13 protein-coding genes and 1 pseudogene are annotated in these 16,544 nt (G+C 42.9%); 3 read left to right on the forward strand and 11 right to left on the reverse strand.

Annotated elements, in window-relative coordinates; all coding sequences use genetic code 11:
• Positions 1-41 precede the first annotated feature (41 nt).
• The 3 genes from Q4486_RS09870 to Q4486_RS09880 are packed head-to-tail and all read right to left on the reverse strand — an operon-like array spanning position 42 to position 2,438.
• Positions 42-719 carry an ABC transporter ATP-binding protein gene (locus Q4486_RS09870; RefSeq protein WP_303519266.1) on the reverse strand — a complete coding sequence of 226 codons (678 nt, stop codon included), beginning with the start codon at positions 717-719 and terminating at the stop codon, positions 42-44.
• Positions 712-1,473, reverse strand: coding sequence for an ABC transporter permease (locus Q4486_RS09875; RefSeq protein WP_303519268.1), 762 nt, complete (start codon positions 1,471-1,473; stop codon positions 712-714). Before Q4486_RS09875 ends, Q4486_RS09870 begins: the two co-directional genes overlap by 8 nt.
• The gene (locus Q4486_RS09880) at positions 1,473-2,438 is read right to left on the reverse strand and encodes an ABC transporter substrate-binding protein (protein WP_303519270.1); all 966 of its coding nucleotides are present in this window, start codon (positions 2,436-2,438) and stop codon (positions 1,473-1,475) included. Before Q4486_RS09880 ends, Q4486_RS09875 begins: the two co-directional genes overlap by 1 nt.
• 212 nt (positions 2,439-2,650) lie before the next feature.
• Between Q4486_RS09880 and Q4486_RS09885 the strand changes: the two genes are divergently transcribed.
• Together Q4486_RS09885 and Q4486_RS09890 are read left to right on the forward strand one after the other, a co-directional pair.
• Positions 2,651-3,205 carry a rhodanese-like domain-containing protein gene (locus tag Q4486_RS09885; protein ID WP_303418056.1) on the forward strand — a complete coding sequence of 185 codons (555 nt, stop codon included), beginning with the start codon at positions 2,651-2,653 and terminating at the stop codon, positions 3,203-3,205.
• A gap of 159 nt (positions 3,206-3,364) precedes the next feature.
• Positions 3,365-4,033 carry a response regulator transcription factor gene (locus Q4486_RS09890; RefSeq protein ID WP_067864586.1) on the forward strand — a complete coding sequence of 223 codons (669 nt, stop codon included), beginning with the start codon at positions 3,365-3,367 and terminating at the stop codon, positions 4,031-4,033.
• A gap of 77 nt (positions 4,034-4,110) precedes the next feature.
• Here Q4486_RS09890 and Q4486_RS09895 read toward each other — a convergent pair whose 3' ends face one another.
• The 4 genes from Q4486_RS09895 to ercA form a co-directional block, all read right to left on the reverse strand.
• Positions 4,111-6,687: a PAS domain-containing hybrid sensor histidine kinase/response regulator gene (locus Q4486_RS09895; RefSeq protein ID WP_303418059.1), complete on the reverse strand. Its 2,577-nt coding sequence runs from the start codon at positions 6,685-6,687 to the stop codon at positions 4,111-4,113.
• Complete coding sequence (nosP, locus tag Q4486_RS09900) at positions 6,680-7,828, reverse strand: nitric oxide-sensing protein NosP (protein WP_303418061.1); 1,149 nt, start codon at positions 7,826-7,828, stop codon at positions 6,680-6,682. The genes Q4486_RS09895 and nosP overlap by 8 nt, the downstream gene beginning before the upstream one ends.
• Positions 7,829-8,003: 175 nt before the next feature.
• Entirely contained in the window at positions 8,004-9,740 is a 1,737-nt protein-coding gene (locus Q4486_RS09905; protein ID WP_303519272.1) for a NahK/ErcS family hybrid sensor histidine kinase/response regulator, read from the reverse strand.
• Positions 9,724-10,890, reverse strand: a complete 1,167-nt coding sequence (ercA, locus tag Q4486_RS09910; protein WP_303418065.1) for an alcohol dehydrogenase-like regulatory protein ErcA — start codon at positions 10,888-10,890, stop codon at positions 9,724-9,726. The genes Q4486_RS09905 and ercA overlap by 17 nt, the downstream gene beginning before the upstream one ends.
• A 433-nt stretch (positions 10,891-11,323) precedes the next feature.
• Here ercA and Q4486_RS09915 point away from each other — a divergent pair, with 433 nt between their 5' ends.
• Positions 11,324-12,385 carry a porin gene (locus tag Q4486_RS09915; RefSeq protein WP_303519274.1) on the forward strand — a complete coding sequence of 354 codons (1,062 nt, stop codon included), beginning with the start codon at positions 11,324-11,326 and terminating at the stop codon, positions 12,383-12,385.
• Positions 12,386-13,009: 624 nt separating this feature from the next.
• Here the strand turns inward: Q4486_RS09915 and Q4486_RS09920 are convergent.
• The 4 genes and pseudogenes from Q4486_RS09920 to Q4486_RS09935 form a co-directional block, all read right to left on the reverse strand.
• On the reverse strand, positions 13,010-14,887 hold the full coding sequence (locus tag Q4486_RS09920) for a S9 family peptidase (RefSeq protein WP_303519275.1): 1,878 nt from the start codon (positions 14,885-14,887) through the stop codon (positions 13,010-13,012).
• Positions 14,887-16,065, reverse strand: coding sequence for a pyrroloquinoline quinone biosynthesis protein PqqE (gene pqqE / locus Q4486_RS09925; protein WP_303519276.1), 1,179 nt, complete (start codon positions 16,063-16,065; stop codon positions 14,887-14,889). Before pqqE ends, Q4486_RS09920 begins: the two co-directional genes overlap by 1 nt.
• Entirely contained in the window at positions 16,040-16,321 is a 282-nt protein-coding gene (pqqD, locus tag Q4486_RS09930; protein WP_303418073.1) for a pyrroloquinoline quinone biosynthesis peptide chaperone PqqD, read from the reverse strand. The genes pqqE and pqqD overlap by 26 nt, the downstream gene beginning before the upstream one ends.
• A pseudogene (locus Q4486_RS09935) lies at positions 16,314-16,544 on the reverse strand (pyrroloquinoline quinone biosynthesis protein C); the annotation flags it as partial. The pseudogene Q4486_RS09935 and the gene pqqD, both read right to left, overlap by 8 nt.

The raw sequence follows: 16,544 nt of genomic DNA on the forward strand, positions 1-16,544 counted from the left end.
ATCGTTTTTATTCTTTTAGATCATTCAGTTACCAAAGTAACCTAATGTTTTAATAACGCCTCAAGCTCATTGCGAGATATATCATCAATCCTGCTGTTATAGATTACTTGGGCCGGAGTATGACCTAAGACAGAAACCCTATCACTAAGTTCAAGTGCTTCATCTAAGTCATGTGTTACGTAGAGCATACTACGAGTTGGGTGATCACAAACCAAGCGTTTTATTAAGCCCCTCATCTCTCGTGCAGTAGGAAGATCGAGTGAGGTAAGAGGCTCATCCATCAAGACTAGCTCAGGCTCAAGTAATAAGCAGCGCACAAGCGCAACCCTACGCGCCATACCTAAAGATATCTTAGATGGGTAGTAATCCGCATAGTCTTGCAGCTTCACCTCATGTAATAGCTTAAGTACGACCTCTTTATCAGGCTCAACCAGCAATAAATTCTGCATAATCGTTCGCCAAGGCAAAAGGCGAGGTTGCTGAAATAGATAGCCTATTTCAGGTTTATGAGGCGACCAATAGTTGTCTTTCTTAACTTCCCCCTTAATCGTTACAACATTCTCCTGCTCTAAACCTGCCATTAAATTAAGTAAGGTCGTTTTACCACTACCTGATGGCCCTAAAAGACAATGCGTTTCCCCTGAATTTATCTTGATATTTAAAGCTGACAAGATCTGCCTTTGGGACAAGGTTAGTCCCTCTACATGAAACTCAAACATGGCTACTACCCTTCTGCCAACGAGATGCCTTTCTATCTAAAGGCTGCAAAATAAACCATTCAATTAACTGAACCACAGAGATAAAAGCTAAGCTATAAGCCAATATAGTAGCGACATCAAATGACTGAAAAGCTAAATGTAATTGAAAGCCTACGCCATTAGAACGCCCTAGCAGCTCCACTACCAAGACAATCTTCCAGATAAGGGCAAGGCCGCTTCGTGTTGCTATCATGATGTATGGGAACAGCTGAGGCCACCAGATATGGACTAGCTTCTGCTGGAAGCTAAATTTATACATAACTGACATCTCTTCCAACTCGTGGTCAAACATGCGCCCTCCTTCTCGGAGAGTAACTGCAACATTAGGTAACTTATTAATAATCACGGCTGCAACTGCCGCAATCTCAACAAGGCCAAACCAGATATAAAGCAAAATAATGACAACGAGTGCTGGAATGTTTAACAGAATAATTAAAATAGGGTCGAGAATACGGTTAACAAGACGAAATCGGCCCATTAAAACACCAATAATGCCACCCAGTAGCATCGCGAAGACAAAGCTAATTACGACGCGTTGCAAAGTCACTAATAAGCTTTCAACTAAACGCTGCTCTCTGAACTCTTTGCTTAATGCTTCAAATACCTCTAAAGGTGCAGGTAAAAGAGGGCTAGATACAAATGAGGCGACTAGCCACCACCCCGCCAGCAAACAAGTAAGGGCAATGACCTGGTCACTAAATCTACTACTTTTCATTACAACCCCTTATAAAAAAGCTCAGGATTGAGCTGGGTGCCTGAGGGGTATGGTTTAAGCTCATCAATTATTTGATAAAAGTTCACAGCATCCTCAATCTGCTCTTGCGTAATATCGCTAGGGGTACCGGCTCGATAACCTGCAACAAGTCCCTGATAGATAGCATCATTCTCTGCTTTCATTAAAGGTCGAAGCGCTGTCCATGCTTCATCATCTATAGCCAGTTGCGCTTTTGCCTGTTTAACTGCCCGATAAAAACCCGCAACCAATGTCGGGTGCTGATCTTCTAAAGATTGATTAAAGAGGTAACCCAGCATAGGAATATCACTGGTTAATCCTAACCCTTTCATAACGTCCTTAAGGCTATATAACTTACTGTACCCCTCCGCTTCCAATCGAGCGCCGTAATGCCAAAATGTTGCAAGCATATCTAACTGACCACTTCTCAGTGCCTGATTTAGCAGTGGGGGCGCTCCAAACTGTATTTTTACATCATTCTGAAGGTCGATCCCCTCCTTCTTTGCCGCAGCACGTAGCAATACCCAACCTTTATTCAACGGCCCTCCAGCAATACCAACACGTTTACCTTTTAAATCTGAAAAGTTGAGTATATTGCTGTCTTTTGCAGCGATAATGCTCCCTATTTGTTGAGAAAATGGGATAAACCTCAGATTAGCTCCTTTCATATTTCGCTCAGTAACCCACAACCAATCAGAAACGATAAAGTCTGCATTACCTGAAGTGATTGCGATTCTCGCGGCAGATAAACTGGCAACGGGATCAATAACGAGATTAAAGCCGTTGTTATGGTCGAGTTGCTTATTTTTTAGGTGTTGTAATTCCCAGTTAACAGTACCGGAAGCAATGACAGTAACGCGCACCGTCGGTAACGGCTCCTTTGCCGCTAGATGTGTTGTAAAAATAATTAAAATACTAGAAAGGATTAACCGGAAAGAAATACGCATGGAATGCCTGTGATTCTGAATAAAATAGATGCTATAAAGCCCTTAACCAACATATGCTGCTAGGCTGTGTGTAAAAATAGTACTTTCGTACCTGTTTTTTTGCTCGATGGTAGGATTTTGACCAAGACTTTCGCAGGTTGTAATAGAGGCATAAAAAGAATGACAGGTAATTGACTATTTTATTACTCCGATTGTGCTTAGTAACTCTATTTATGTTGGGATCAACGATCGCTGTCGCTGCGACAAATTCTGATGCCTATGTGGAAGAGAGTGATGATGACTTTGGACTATTTAATGTAGATGGTTATCGGCTGTTTCGATATCGAAGCCCAACCCCCAACAGTAGTGAACATGCAGAGACCTTAACGCTATCAACATTATTAGCCTTACTTGAGAAAGACAAAAATGTTGTTTTGTTGGATGTTCAACCTCTCTTATGGAACCGCGTCTTTATCCAAAAAGAGCCTAGATTACATATTCCCGGTAGCCTCTGGCTGCCAAACGTAGGACGTGGTGAGTTAGAACCTGAGTGGGAAGAATATTTCCGCTCGAACCTAACGAAAATTACAGCAGGAAACAAGCAGCGCCCTATCGTTATATACTGCAGAGCTGATTGTTGGATGTCATGGAATGCCCTAAAACGCGCATCCTCATGGGGTTATAGCAGGTTATATTGGTATAGAAACGGGTCTGATGGTTGGATTGAAAACAATATGGAAACCTCAGTTGCTCAACCGATTCCGTTTCAGCCACAAGATGACCATTAACACCAGTTATTGAATAATAAATTGAAACTATACAACAAAGTTGTAACATAACTTGAAAATTACCCTTACAGTGTTGGTATGCAGGAACAGAAAGCCCAAGATGACCTATAGCACTGATTTCGGTGTTTATAATAAATATAATGAGATTGGAGAAGCATTGTGTACAAGATCCTAATCGCAGACGACCACCCGCTATTTCGTGAAGCTATCATTAATGTAATAGCAAATAGCTTTGACGACTGCAAAACACTCGAAACAGAAGATCTTGAGAGCGCGTTGGAGATTGCACAAGGAGAAGAAGATCTCGACTTGATTTTACTAGACCTTAATATGCCGGGCATGAATGGCTTGAATGGTTTAATAACATTAAGAAATGATCTGCCTACTGTTCCAGTCGTTATTGTTTCGGCAGAAGAAGATAAGCAGATCGTACTTCAAGCTATCACTTACGGTGCAGTTGGATTTATCACTAAATCATCGCCTCGTGAGCAGATGACAGATGCTTTACGACAGATTCTTGCCGGCAATGTATACCTCCCATCTGATATTATTCGAGCAAGTCAGCCTGATAATAAAAGGATGCACCGCAAAGATGACAACCAGATCCCTCCAGAACTGCTCTCATCCTTAACCCGTCGTCAGCTTTTAGTTCTTGAGCGCATGTCAAAAGGCGAATCAAATAAACAGATCGCTTACAACTTGAATATTGCTGAAACAACCGTAAAAGCACATGTCTCCGCTATTTTGCGTAAACTCGGTGTTCATAACCGCATCCAAGCAGTGCTATCTGCTGGTAATATTGATTTTAACGAGTATTTAAAACGTTAATCCTAAACAAATTTTCCTGTTGATCTAAAAAAACCGCAAATGCGGTTTTTTTTGTTTTATAGGACTACGTTTTAAAACTATGAACCAAGCATATGAATCAGCGTTGTTTTTAGTTTAAGTGGTTTAACCGGCTTGTTGACCAACATATAGTCAAGATCGCGTATCTCCTGATTTAACTCTTTACTGTAATTGGCGGTTATCATCAAAACGGGAAGGTTATGCGGTACTTCACTCGTGACTATTTTTGCCGCATTAAGTCCATTTTCGCCATTGTCTAAATGGTAGTCGGCAATCAAAATATCAACTGAATCATTATGGAAATTTACTTGCGACCTTAAATCATCTAAAGATAGCGCTGTGACAATATTACACCCCCAACCTGTTAGCAGAGTCTCCATTGCCTCACAAATAGCCGCATCATTATCTATAAGCCATACATCTGCATCCACTAAACGTTCAGTAATCATTGGTATTTGTGGGCCGGTCGCCACATTAGGAAGAAGCTGTTGCGCTTTAGGCACCTCCACCGCAAATACAGAACCTTTTCCTTCAATTGAGGACACTCTAATTTTATGGCCCAGCACCCTCGATATTTTATCAACTATAGCAAGCCCTAAGCCTAAGCCTTTCTCTTGCCCAGGTTGATCCTCCTGTAGTCGTTTAAACTCTTGAAAGATCTCAACCAATTTTTCTTTAGGGATACCAGAACCTGTATCCCACACCTCTATCCATAAGGTTTCAGCGGTATGTCGGCACCCTAATAATAATCGCCCTTGTTTAGTGTAACGAATAGCATTAGTCAGGAAATTACGCAGTATACGTGCCAGTAATTGAGAATCTGAGCGAATAACAGCATCACTATGAACACATTTAAAACCTAAGCCTTCAGCCCCCGCTAACTGTGAAAACTCCGCGGCTAAAGTATCAAAAAGCCCTTGTATACTAAAATTAACAACGTCAGCTTTAACTACACCGGCATCAAGCTTAGATATATCAACTAATGTTCGTAATAAGGATTCCACATCATCTAATGAGTTGGATACCGATTGGACAAGATTATAGTTTCTAGGGTCTTTAATCTGCTCCGATAATGCCCCAGAAAATAAACGAGCGGCATTTAACGGCTGTAAAAGATCATGACTAACGGCAGCAAGGAACTTTGTTTTAGATAGATTCGCTTGATCGGCTTCTTTTTTAGCTTCTCGGAGCCGTGCTTCGACCCCCGCTCTTTCTGTAATCTCTGAGCGAAGCTGATTGTTAAGCGCTGTAAGCGCCGAGGTTCTCTCTTCAACGCGCTGCTCTAGTAGCTGATGAGACAGTTCTAAAGCTTCCGCTGAGCGTCTACGTTCGGTTATATCGCGAATCATAACAAAGAAGCCATCCGGCTGACCGTCCTTATCAATATTCGCCACATAAGATTTGAGCATATAGCGTTGCTCGCCTCTAGCGTTTGTCTGCCAAACCTCGAAAGTTACACTTTCACCTGATAAAGCCCTTTCTACATAAGGCTCTACCTCTGCATACTGATCGTCAGTATAAACCTCATGAATGCTTTCTCCATTGAGCATACCGTGGGGTTTGCCAAACCATTCGTTATAAACTTTGTTGGTAAATAGATAATGTAAATTCTTATCTAGGTAAGCGATCAAGGCTGGAACGTTATCTGTAATTAGGCGTATCCATTGCTCACTTTGTCGCAGAGATTCTGCATAACGATGGCGCTCGGTAATATCTGTGTAGGTATTTACAAATCCTCCCTGAGGCATAGGGTGGGTTCGCACTTCAATAACTTGACCTAACCGCCCCGTCTGTTCAGAGGCTAAAACTTCACCCTGCTGTGCGGCCGTGAGTGCATGTTGAAGGATGGCATGATTATCCAACATAAGTGCAGCAAATGGAGGATAAGACTCAACTTGCTCGGCATCTACACCCATTAGATCAAGAAAGCGATCATTCCATAGCTCAACCCTTCCCTCCGGCGTTACTAATACAACCCCTTGAGAAAGGTTATCAACTGTACGTTGCAGTAGTTTAGTTTTTTGAGCTAGCGCTTGCTCTCTATCAGCGGTTTCTCGTTCTTTAATCGCTGTAATATCAGTATAGAGAATAACTAAACCACCATCTTGGGTTGGTCGTTCTGACATCTGCACCCAACGGCCATCACTTAAACGATAAACTTTACTGCCACTATTGGTTGCAGGGTACTCCTCATCAATTAAGCCGCTCATTCTTGCGAGACGAGTAATATCTTGAATAGTCGTGCCTGTTTTTACATCAAGGCCTGTTGATTCCCAAACATTGCTAAATTTGCTATTGAAGAGAACAATTTTCCGTTCTTGATCAAATAAAACAAAGGCATCAGAAATACTTTCGATTGCATCAACCACACGTTGGTTAGCTAAAGCGGCTTGATCATTAGCTTCTTTTAGATCTCGATGACTTGCTTTTAATTCAGATAAAACACTGTGTAGCGCATCGGTTCGTTCCCTTACTTGCTCAGCAAGCACAACGGAATGCTCAAACGCTGAGTAGGGATTCGCCCCTTGACTACCGCCGGCCTCTACACGCTCAATAAGCACACTGTTGATTTTACGAAGCTTGCGATTCTCTTCTTCTAAACGCTGTACTTGAGATTCAAGGCTTTCATCACTCATTGCGATTTCTCCCTATCGCTACCGCAGTGAAGGTCTGGTTTATATGTAGCCCTTCCATCTGTTCTCCGTAGGTGTTGAAGCCAATAACATTGTGCTTTTTTAACAGCTCGGAAACTTCATCAGAATAACCCTTAATTTCACATTCCATACGCCTTAGAAAGCAATCACAACCAATAATTAATTGCGGCTTACCTATTTTTTCTTCAATGGAGTCCAGTGTTTGAATAAGATCTACAACAAGATCTTTTGCATCCATAATTGTCAGCACTATGCCGTTTTCTACTGCACAGTAAAATTTGAGGCTTAAATCATCAGTAACTTGCTGTATAGAACGAACATAGTATTCATCACCCAGCTTTACAGCGATTGGGTTTAATGCGAATACTTGATGATTTAACTCCTCAACAGAGAGGCCTATAGCATCGGCGTATACTGAGGCTGCGGGTTCCGCATTTAACTCATACACACAACGGGCATCTACATCAGCAGCGGTGACAACTAATTTAATGTCTTTATGTTGCATATGGTGAGTACTAAATACTTCAAACTCATAAGCCGTATTCACCATCATGATCACTGCCGCGTCGGTGTGGAATTCACCATTATAAAAGACATGGGTTTTATAGTGATGAATATCATCAGCAGCTGAACCGCCAAAGTTTGGGATACTACCTAAGGCTGAATTTAACGTAACTAACACATTTTCTTCTTGAATGGATAGCCCATCTAAGAGCGTCAGTGCAAAGGTATTTCCTTTGATTGGAGCTACGTCTGCTTTTCTACAGCCTGCTATTAATTGATCAACCAGTGTTTGAGCATCGGTAAGGCTAAAATTATCTAAGCACTCTATCGATTGGGTATGAATAGAGAAATCAGTCGAACTAAAACCTATAGCAGTTATACAGCCTTGGCCGTAACCTAAAGGTGTGATCTCCCCTGCTGTAGTGCACCCAGAGACATCAACATTTTGAAACACTTGATTAATGGATTGAGCTAATAAAGGAAGGTCATACTCAGCGGAGCAAAAAAATATAACCGTTTTCAGATCTATTCCTGATAGCTGTTGCCCCAGATCTGCAGCTGCCTCTTTGGGGTCTGCACTAAATGATGCAGCAGTAATAAAAGCAGGTGTATTAGTCACAATGCTAATCCTCAGGAAGTAGGTTTTTTCTTTCCATTCTAGGACCTGCGACTCAATACCAATATACTACTTGAGTCCCCTTTTAATTAAATTTAAAAAAAGAGCTAAGCATTTGATAATGCCATTAAATGTTGATGATAATTAACATTGACAACATTGTCAGGGCAGGCCTTATCTACTGGCATAAGTGAGTCAAAAGCGCACGAAGTTTACTTGGTTTTACCGGCTTATTAATAACAGGCAATCCCATCTCCTTAAACATCTGACCCGATTCGCTGCTTCTATCAGCTGTCAAAATAAGGGCCGGAATTAATGAAGAGTAGTTTTCTCTTATTTGTGCTATTCCATCAGTACCTAGTAAGCCATTATCTAAATGGTAGTCCGCAAGAATAACATCAGGCGTAAACTCTTCATCTTGACAAAGTATAAGGGCTTCCTCTGCACTAGATGCAGTAATAATACTGCACCCCCATTGGCTGAGTAGCGCATCCATGCTGACAAGAATATTCTCTTCGTTATCAATGACCAAAATAGATAGATCATGAAGCATATTGATTTGCGGGGGATGTAATGGCGTGAGCTCAGGGCTATCCGAAAAGTGTTCAACAAAAGGCACATCCACAGAAAAGATCGAACCTTTCCCCTCTACAGATCTAACAGATAAGTCATGCCCTAATATAGTGGCTATACGTTCGACAATCGCCAAACCAAGTCCAACCCCTTGCCGGTCTTTAGCATTAGGCGTATCAAGTTGATTAAATTCTTTGAAAATAGCGTCCAGTTTATTGTCGGGAATACCTATACCTGTATCTAAGACCTGAATGCGAATAACATCTTTCTTTCGCCGACAGCCAACAAGCACTTTCCCCGCTGGGGTATATCTGATCGCATTACTAATTAGGTTGCGAATAATACGCAGCAGTAACCTTGAATCTGACTTCACAACCACACTACTTGACTGTAATCTCAGCTCTATCCCTTTATCTTCTGCTACCGGCTGGAATTCACTAACCATAGAATGAAGCAGATGATCTAATCTAAAACAGCTAACATCCAGTGTGACCGCATTTTGATCCAGTTTCGAGATATCGAGAAGATCGGTTAAAAGATCCTCGGCATTTTCTAATGCCATATGTACGCGCTCAACTAAATGGCCATCCTGCTGAGGCAAACTCCGCTCACGCAATGCTGATATAAGTAACCTAGCAGCGTTCATTGGTTGAAGCAGATCATGACTGGCGGCGGCCAAATACTTATCTTTACCTCGATTCGCCTCTTCTGCAGCCTCTTTAGCAATTTGAAGCTCTTTCTGTGCCCTCTCTCTATCACTAATCTCTTGCCAAAGCTTATTATTCAGGGAGACAAGCTCTTGCGTTCGGCTTGTAACACGCAGCTCTAACTCTTCATTTAATTGCTTTAGCTGTCCTTCTGTTTTCTTTCTTTCCGTTATATCTTTAATAAAAGCTTCAATAGTGGGATGTTCACCTTGATTATCTTTTAATAAAGCATTGATAGAAACGTGAATACACTGGCCATCCGCACGTAAAAATATGGTTTCAAACCCAGAAACCTTACCGGACTGTACGAGGTTATATCTAAAATCTTCATATGCATCTACGCAGCAAAATAGTAAAGATTCAAGATCAGTAACGGTATCGCAGAACTCCTTAGAGGATACATAGCCGCAAATATGGACTATAGCCGGATTGGCATTGAGTATGCCGCCATCTAGCTGCGCTTGAAATATCCCATGCTGGGCATTTTCAAATAACCATTTGTAACGGTTTTTCTCTTGTTCTAATTCATCAAGCTTACTAACAAGTTCAGAATAATAGTTTTTCCGGACGGAATGATTTCCCAAACCCATCAAATTAGTAAGGGTATCATTGGCGGCGTTAGAGTGCTTCTTCATATACTGCGGCTACATCTCGCTTGTTAGACTTTCTAGGATTTGTAAGTATACAAGGGTCAAGTAAGGCATGATCAGAAAGTATGGGTATATCGCTAATATGCACCCCGGTTTCTGCCATCTTTTGAGTGAGGCCTACATCTTTTTTCAATGTAATAACAGTATTCATCAGGCGGCTTTGAATCTGTTTTGTATTTAAACCTCGCGTATCAATCCCTAATGTCTCAGCGACTATTTTAAAACGCTCGTGTGCTTCTTTATAATTAAAGTCAATAACATGCTCTAACAACATCGCATTACATAACCCATGCGGGAGATCTAGATAGCCGCCCAAACTATGGGACATCGCATGCACAGCACCCAAAATAGCGTTAGAAAATGCTAAGCCCGCTTTCATCGACCCAAGCATAATTTGCTCTCGGGTTTTAATGTCATAAGGATTGGCAACTAGAGTTACAATATTTTCATTAATAAGTCGCATGGCATCAAGCGCATGCATATCCGTTAGTGGACCAGACCCTGTAGAAACAAAAGCTTCAATTGCGTGCACAAGTGCATCAATGCCTGTGCAAGCGCTTAAAAATGGATCCATTGTTATGGTTGTTTCAGGATCGATGAGTGACACATCAGGCACAACCGCTTTACTGACAATGGATATTTTAATCTTTTCAATAGGATCGGAAATAATAGCGAACTGAGATACGTCCGCGGATGTGCCTGCCGTCGTGGGGATAAAGATCAAGGGAGGTATAGGTAAGTGAATAGTATCGATCCCTTCGTAATCAAGGATATGCTTACCGTTGGCGCTGACAATGCCAATCCCTTTTGCGCAATCCATAGGGCTTCCGCCACCAATAGCTACAATGACATTACATTGAGCTTCTTGATACACCTGCGCTCCACTCATCACTTCATTAGCGCGAGGATTGGGCGATACCTCAGTAAACGTTGTATATTCTATATCTGCTTCAGATAGAAGATTACAGATCTCATCTAACCACCCGGCGGCAACAACACCTGGATCAGAAACCACCAATACTTTTCGCGCACCAAAGGTTCGCGCATAATTCGCAACAGATTTGCGCGCCCCGACCCCAAAAATAATTTCAGGAGAAACGAACTTTCTAAGATTGGAGATATCACTACTCATCATGACTACCATACCCTACCCATCAATAACGGCTAGGTCTGCATTATTGTTATGACCGCATTTAAAGCTGTGTTAAATTAGAACGAAAAAGTCGTAGTAGAAAAAGCACTTAATTTTATTATTAGTTTTTGAGCGTACCTTAAGTCTTTTACTGATACTTATTACTAGTCATTATTAAGTCATATTTTGACCTTATAATAAGCCTGCACCTAAATGATGCAGGCGCACAATAAAGAGGACCTTTAGTACTAGTCTGGTCTATAACCCCTTCGCCCCAATACTGCACACCTTCAGAATCATACCCGAAATCACTAAAGGTACAAGCACACTAAGGTTTACCTATATCTGTTCTTCTGCCTGATACAACTCAACCATCAAGTTCATGATAATCGCTGCAACGTTTAACAAAAAATAAATCCGTATTTCCGGGGGCGACATGAAAAATAATAAAGCTAAACTGTTAGCAGTAGCAGTAGCAATGGGAATCAGCACTCAGGCCAGTGCTGCAATTGAACTGTATAACCAGGATGGCACGACCTTCGCTGCAGATGGTCACTTCAATGCTTTCTACGTTCACACTGATGACGATACTTCAGGCAATCAGTCTCGTGTACGCATGGGCTTTCTACCTAACTGGATCGGTTTTAATGTTAGCAAACAGATTGATGACTTAAAAGTTGGCGGTCGTTCTTCTTTCTGGGTAACAATCAACGATGGTGGCGGTACAAGTACTGCAACTGATACAGCTATCGATGTTCGTCAGTTCTACGGAACAGTAGACGGTGATTTCGGCCAAGTTCTTTTCGGTAAAGATTTTGGTCTATACGCTCGCAGCAACATTTTCTCTGATGAACTACTTCTAGGTACAGGTCTACCGCAGATTAATTCTGGCGGCGTAACATTTGGTAACATCTCAGTAGGCTACCCATACGCTACACCAAGTGCTCAGATCACTTACCGTTCACCAATGAACAACGGCTTCCAAGTTGCTGTAGGTATTCTAGATCCGGATTCTGGTGAAACTGCAGGTGCAGGCAACGAAGCACGCTTCGAAGGTGAAGTTACTTATGCAACTGACTTCGATGGTGGTAAATTCAATGCTTGGATTGGTGGCGCAACAGGCGAATCTAATACCGATGGTGGCAGCGTAGAAGGTATTGCATACGGTGCTCGTATTGCCATGTCTGGGTTCCAATTTACAGTTTCTGGTTTTGATCAGGAAGGTATTAGCTCTGTTTTGGCTGACAGCACAGTTGCAAGCAATGTTGAATCTGATGGTTACCTTGTTCAAGCATCTTATGGCGCTAACGGTCACCGTATTGTACTTTCTCACGGCGAGACAGATACTAATGCCGCAAGCGAGAATGAAATGGACTCTATTGCATACTTCTACGATATCAACAGCAACCTGAAACTAATTGCTGAATATGATATCGCAGACAACACTGCCGGTAACGATACTAAACAGTTCGCAATCGGTGCGGCTCTAACTTGGTAAGCCCTGCTTAAAAGTTAGAACCATTGGCCGCCGCTCTGTCCCCCCTTCTCCAGAGCCGCGGCCTTCTTTGTTTTTAATACCAGAAAACCTTCGCCGACAAGCCGAACCAATCCTCCCGCTTATTACACAGACACCTACACGAAACCCTTCGCATTAACCCCGCCAACCATTAACGCTTAAGGTCATGTGCTACAAAGCCTCGACATACTCAACGCAGCCGTATCAGCTCAGATTACAGATATATACTATAAAAACACTTCGCTAGATAAATCGAACCCGCAAAAGATAAACCATCTAAGGCAAGGTAAAATTAGGCGGGGTTATTTCAGGCAAAAAAAAGCCTGCTAAGAAGCAGGCGAAGTACGACGGTTAGAGCTTTAGATAGAAAACTCACAAACCAGAGAGTGGATGCAAAGAGCTAGGTAAGCTCTTTAGTGGGTCTATTATCAGGCTTAATGGAAGTGATTTATGCTCTGCAACAGAACGATTTTATCTAATACTTTAGTTTCCATCCGTAAGATACGACTTGTTGTGCTATACAACAACATAGACAAAATCAGAATAAGCGAAGGCAAGAAAACAAGGGATGGTTAAGACTAACAATAGAGAGAAGTGTTACTGAATTTAGGGTAGATACTTTCTATAAAAACGAAGCTCCTCCGCCAACACACACACTACATTCTCTTTCTGACGAAAGCCGTGCCCCTCATCACTAAAGTAATGAGCTTCAACATCAACGCCTTTACCCTTCAGCTCAGCGACCATAGCGCGAGTCTGCTCAGGGAGTACAACTTTATCTTTTTCGCCCTGAAAAAAGATAACAGGGGATCCTATATCGGCAGCGTGATAAATAGGCGATAAAGATCTGTATCGCTCAGCATCAACTATAGGATCGCCAATCAACCAGCCAAGGTAATGAGACTCAAATTTATGGGTGCAATCATTCAGCACCGCCGGATCAGTAACACCATAGAGGCTTGCTCCAGCAGTGAACAGATCAAGCTGACATAAGGCATTTAGCGCACTATATCCTCCCGAGCTATTCCCTCGAATAAACACAGCACTAGGATCCGCAACACCTTCATTAATCAAAGAGGTAACCGCTAAGCTAATATCATTAACTTCAATGTCACCCCAAGCATGCTCAAGCGCTAATCTATAGCTTCGGCCATAATTACTACTGCCTCTATAATTGAGGTCAAGCACCGAGAACCCCCGTTGCGTCCAATACTGAAGTTTTAAATTCAATACCGGGTAGCTAGCGGCTGTAGGCCCCCCATGCAGAAAAACAACAAGCGGCTTACTCTCTTCACTTTCGCTATAACGATGGTTTTTAGCTGGGTATAAATACCCATAGCAACGATCCTTTCCTGAACCAAACACACGTGCTTTTGGCTCAGAACAGTCCGTTTTATCTAAAGGAGCCCCTCCTCCAGTTAAACGCCTAAATTGAAGTGACTCATTGACCTCAATAACTGCATCTAAGCGATCTAGAGAGCTAGCTATTGCATATAATTTCCCATTTGAGACCTGCAATGAGTGAAAATAACTCATTGTGTCTTTTTTAACACGACAACCCTGATGGTAAAGCTCACTTCCTTCATGTGCGATCAATAGATGCGATATACCAGAATCTGTACAGGCATAATGTCTTAAACCAGACTGCCATGGTGCAGAGATCATATCTTGTGGAGAGGACAGATGCGGTTCTAAAGCGCCATTAAGAGCGTCATAACGATAGATATTCCACCACCCATCACGATCACTAACCACATATAACTGCCCATCAGGACAGTAAAGCGGCTGCGATAGAGCCTCTTTGCTCGCCCGCCCTGCTATTACGCTGACAGCAAGATCTTTAAGTTGAAGAGAAACCAGCTCCGTGGATATCCAAGGTTGAAATGGATGATTCCATGCAATAAATGCTAACTCGTTATTCTGTGGATTAAGTGTAGGGTAGCTATAAAAACTATAGCCTTCATGAAGCAACTTTACTTTGCCTGTAGTTAAAGAGATCGCAACTAGGCGATTGATAACATTGTCAGAGTTATGCTGCTCTTCTACCGCTATAATTTGACGGTTAGGCTGATCCCACACAGGCTCTATAAAACGAGAATTAATTTCTGCTGTGATCTGCTGACAAGAAGGCAAGGAATCCGATAAGTTTTTTTGCAGATAGAGCTGCTGATCATATTCATTGACGAAAATGAGCCCTTCATCAACAAAACACCAGCTTTGCCCACCATACTCATGCACTTTGCTACGAACACTATATTCTGTAGGCGTAATATCAACGATCGCCCCCTCTTTTTCATAACATAAAACACAGCGGGAGTGATCGTCGGGCCTAAGCTCTACCCAGTAAGGCACTCCGTCAAATGAGCATCGCAGTTGGCTATATTCAACATTAGCGCTGACTACTTTTTGCTCACTTAGTTCTGTAGACCAGAACCCCGGGCGCGCCTTTTCATTAAACTTAGGAATCGAATCTGCTTTCAACATTAACTCTTAGCAAATACTTTAGAGTTACGCTCATTTCTGAAGGTAAACTCATCAGGATTATTAACCACTGCTTCTGCGCGTTCCCGCGCTTCTTCGATCAGGTGATGATGCTCCGACTTGGCACAGACCGGATCCGCATTGTACATATCCCCTGTCAGCATAAAGGCCTGACAGTGACAGCCACCAAAGTCTTTATCTTTCTCATCACAGCTACGGCAAGGCTCTTTCATCCATGCATTACCACGGAAGTGATTAAACCCAGGACTCGTATCCCAGATCTCTTGCAAGCTCATCTCAGTGACATTGGGGAACTCGATCGGCAACATACGTGCACTATGGCAAGGAAGCGCTTTACCATCCGGTGTAACCGTCAGGAACACTTGCCCCCAACCGTTCATGCAGCCTTTAGGCCGCTCTTCGTAGTAATCGGGCGTGACGAAGATCAGCTTGATCGGATTACCTTCAGCCGCCAGTTTGGCACGATACTCATTGGTAATACGTTCAGCCCGCTCGAGTTGCGCACGGGTCGGTAGGAGCTGCTCTACGTTTTCATAAGCCCAGCCGTAGTATTGACAGGTGGCTAACTCAACATAGTCTGCATCAAGCTCAACACACAGCTCTATAATACGGTCGATACGATCGATATTATGCCGATGGGTCACGAAGTTAAGCACCATCGGATAACCTTGGGCTTTAACCTCTTTGGCCATTTTCAGCTTTTGTTCAAAGGCTTTTTTCGAGCCTGACAGCATACTATTAACGGATTCGTCACTGGCCTGAAAGCTGACTTGGATATGATCTAAACCCGCTTGCTGGAACTCAGCCATTTTATGTTCATTCAGGCCGACACCTGAAGTGATCAGGTTCGTGTAGTACCCCATCTCATGGGCGCCCCCGATCAGTTGGATCAGGTCCTGTCGTACTAAAGGCTCACCGCCTGAAAAACCCAACTGAACCGCCCCCAGATCTCGCCCTTGCTGGAAAACATCCAACCATTGCTGGGTGGTGAGTTCACCACCAAAGTCAGAAAAATCAAGCGGGTTGGAGCAGTATGGGCATTGCAGTGGGCATTTATAGGTCAGCTCAGCGAGCAGCCAAAGAGGCTGCCCGTGAGATTTGTCATCGCTAATAATCGGCGGTGTCGGTTGTGCGTTACAAGGTGATCCAGTGTTGGCCATGTGCTTCTCCTAGAAACTCGATAATATCGCCACTCAGATCACCCGCATCGGGGAACTTGGCTTCCAGCTCTGATGTAATGGCCGCGACGGAACGCTCGCCATCCACTAAACCTAGAATCTCTCCAGCGGGACCGTTGAGTTGAATCATCCCTTCAGGGTAAAGCAACACAAAACAGTTCTGTGCTTTTTCCCATTGAAAGCGAAACATCTTATTTAACACCGGCACTGAGGCCGCTGTTATCTCAATATCACTCATTAAATAGCCCTTTATGATAAACCCGTTGATCCGTCACGGTATGGTACGGTGGACGTTTCAGCTCATAGGCCATGGTCATTGCATCCAGCATGCTCCAGAGGACATCCAGTTTAAACTGGAGGATCTCAAGCATACGCTCTTGCTGTTCACGGGTGGTGTAGTGATCTAGGGTAATACCTAACCCATGCTCCACATCACGACGGGCTTCCGTTAGACGGTTTTT

Origin of the sequence: Neptuniibacter sp. 2_MG-2023, assembly GCF_030547495.1 — a bacterium.
In the GTDB taxonomy this organism is placed as follows: Bacteria; Pseudomonadota; Gammaproteobacteria; order Pseudomonadales; family Balneatricaceae; genus Neptuniibacter.

Bases quoted from the DNA above. Each gene is read 5' to 3' on its own strand.
- Q4486_RS09885 (WP_303418056.1), top strand. From the start codon at position 2,651: ATGTTGGGATCAACGATCGCTGTCGCTGCGACAAATTCTGATGCCTAT.
- Q4486_RS09920 (WP_303519275.1), bottom strand. From the start codon at position 14,887: ATGTTGAAAGCAGATTCGATTCCTAAGTTTAATGAAAAGGCGCGCCCG.
- Q4486_RS09870 (WP_303519266.1), bottom strand. From the start codon at position 719: ATGTTTGAGTTTCATGTAGAGGGACTAACCTTGTCCCAAAGGCAGATC.
- pqqD (WP_303418073.1), bottom strand. From the start codon at position 16,321: ATGAGTGATATTGAGATAACAGCGGCCTCAGTGCCGGTGTTAAATAAG.
- ercA (WP_303418065.1), bottom strand. From the start codon at position 10,890: ATGATGAGTAGTGATATCTCCAATCTTAGAAAGTTCGTTTCTCCTGAA.
- Q4486_RS09880 (WP_303519270.1), bottom strand. From the start codon at position 2,438: ATGCGTATTTCTTTCCGGTTAATCCTTTCTAGTATTTTAATTATTTTT.
- pqqE (WP_303519276.1), bottom strand. From the start codon at position 16,065: ATGGCCAACACTGGATCACCTTGTAACGCACAACCGACACCGCCGATT.
- Q4486_RS09915 (WP_303519274.1), top strand. From the start codon at position 11,324: ATGAAAAATAATAAAGCTAAACTGTTAGCAGTAGCAGTAGCAATGGGA.
- Q4486_RS09875 (WP_303519268.1), bottom strand. From the start codon at position 1,473: ATGAAAAGTAGTAGATTTAGTGACCAGGTCATTGCCCTTACTTGTTTG.
- Q4486_RS09895 (WP_303418059.1), bottom strand. From the start codon at position 6,687: ATGAGTGATGAAAGCCTTGAATCTCAAGTACAGCGTTTAGAAGAAGAG.
- Q4486_RS09905 (WP_303519272.1), bottom strand. From the start codon at position 9,740: ATGAAGAAGCACTCTAACGCCGCCAATGATACCCTTACTAATTTGATG.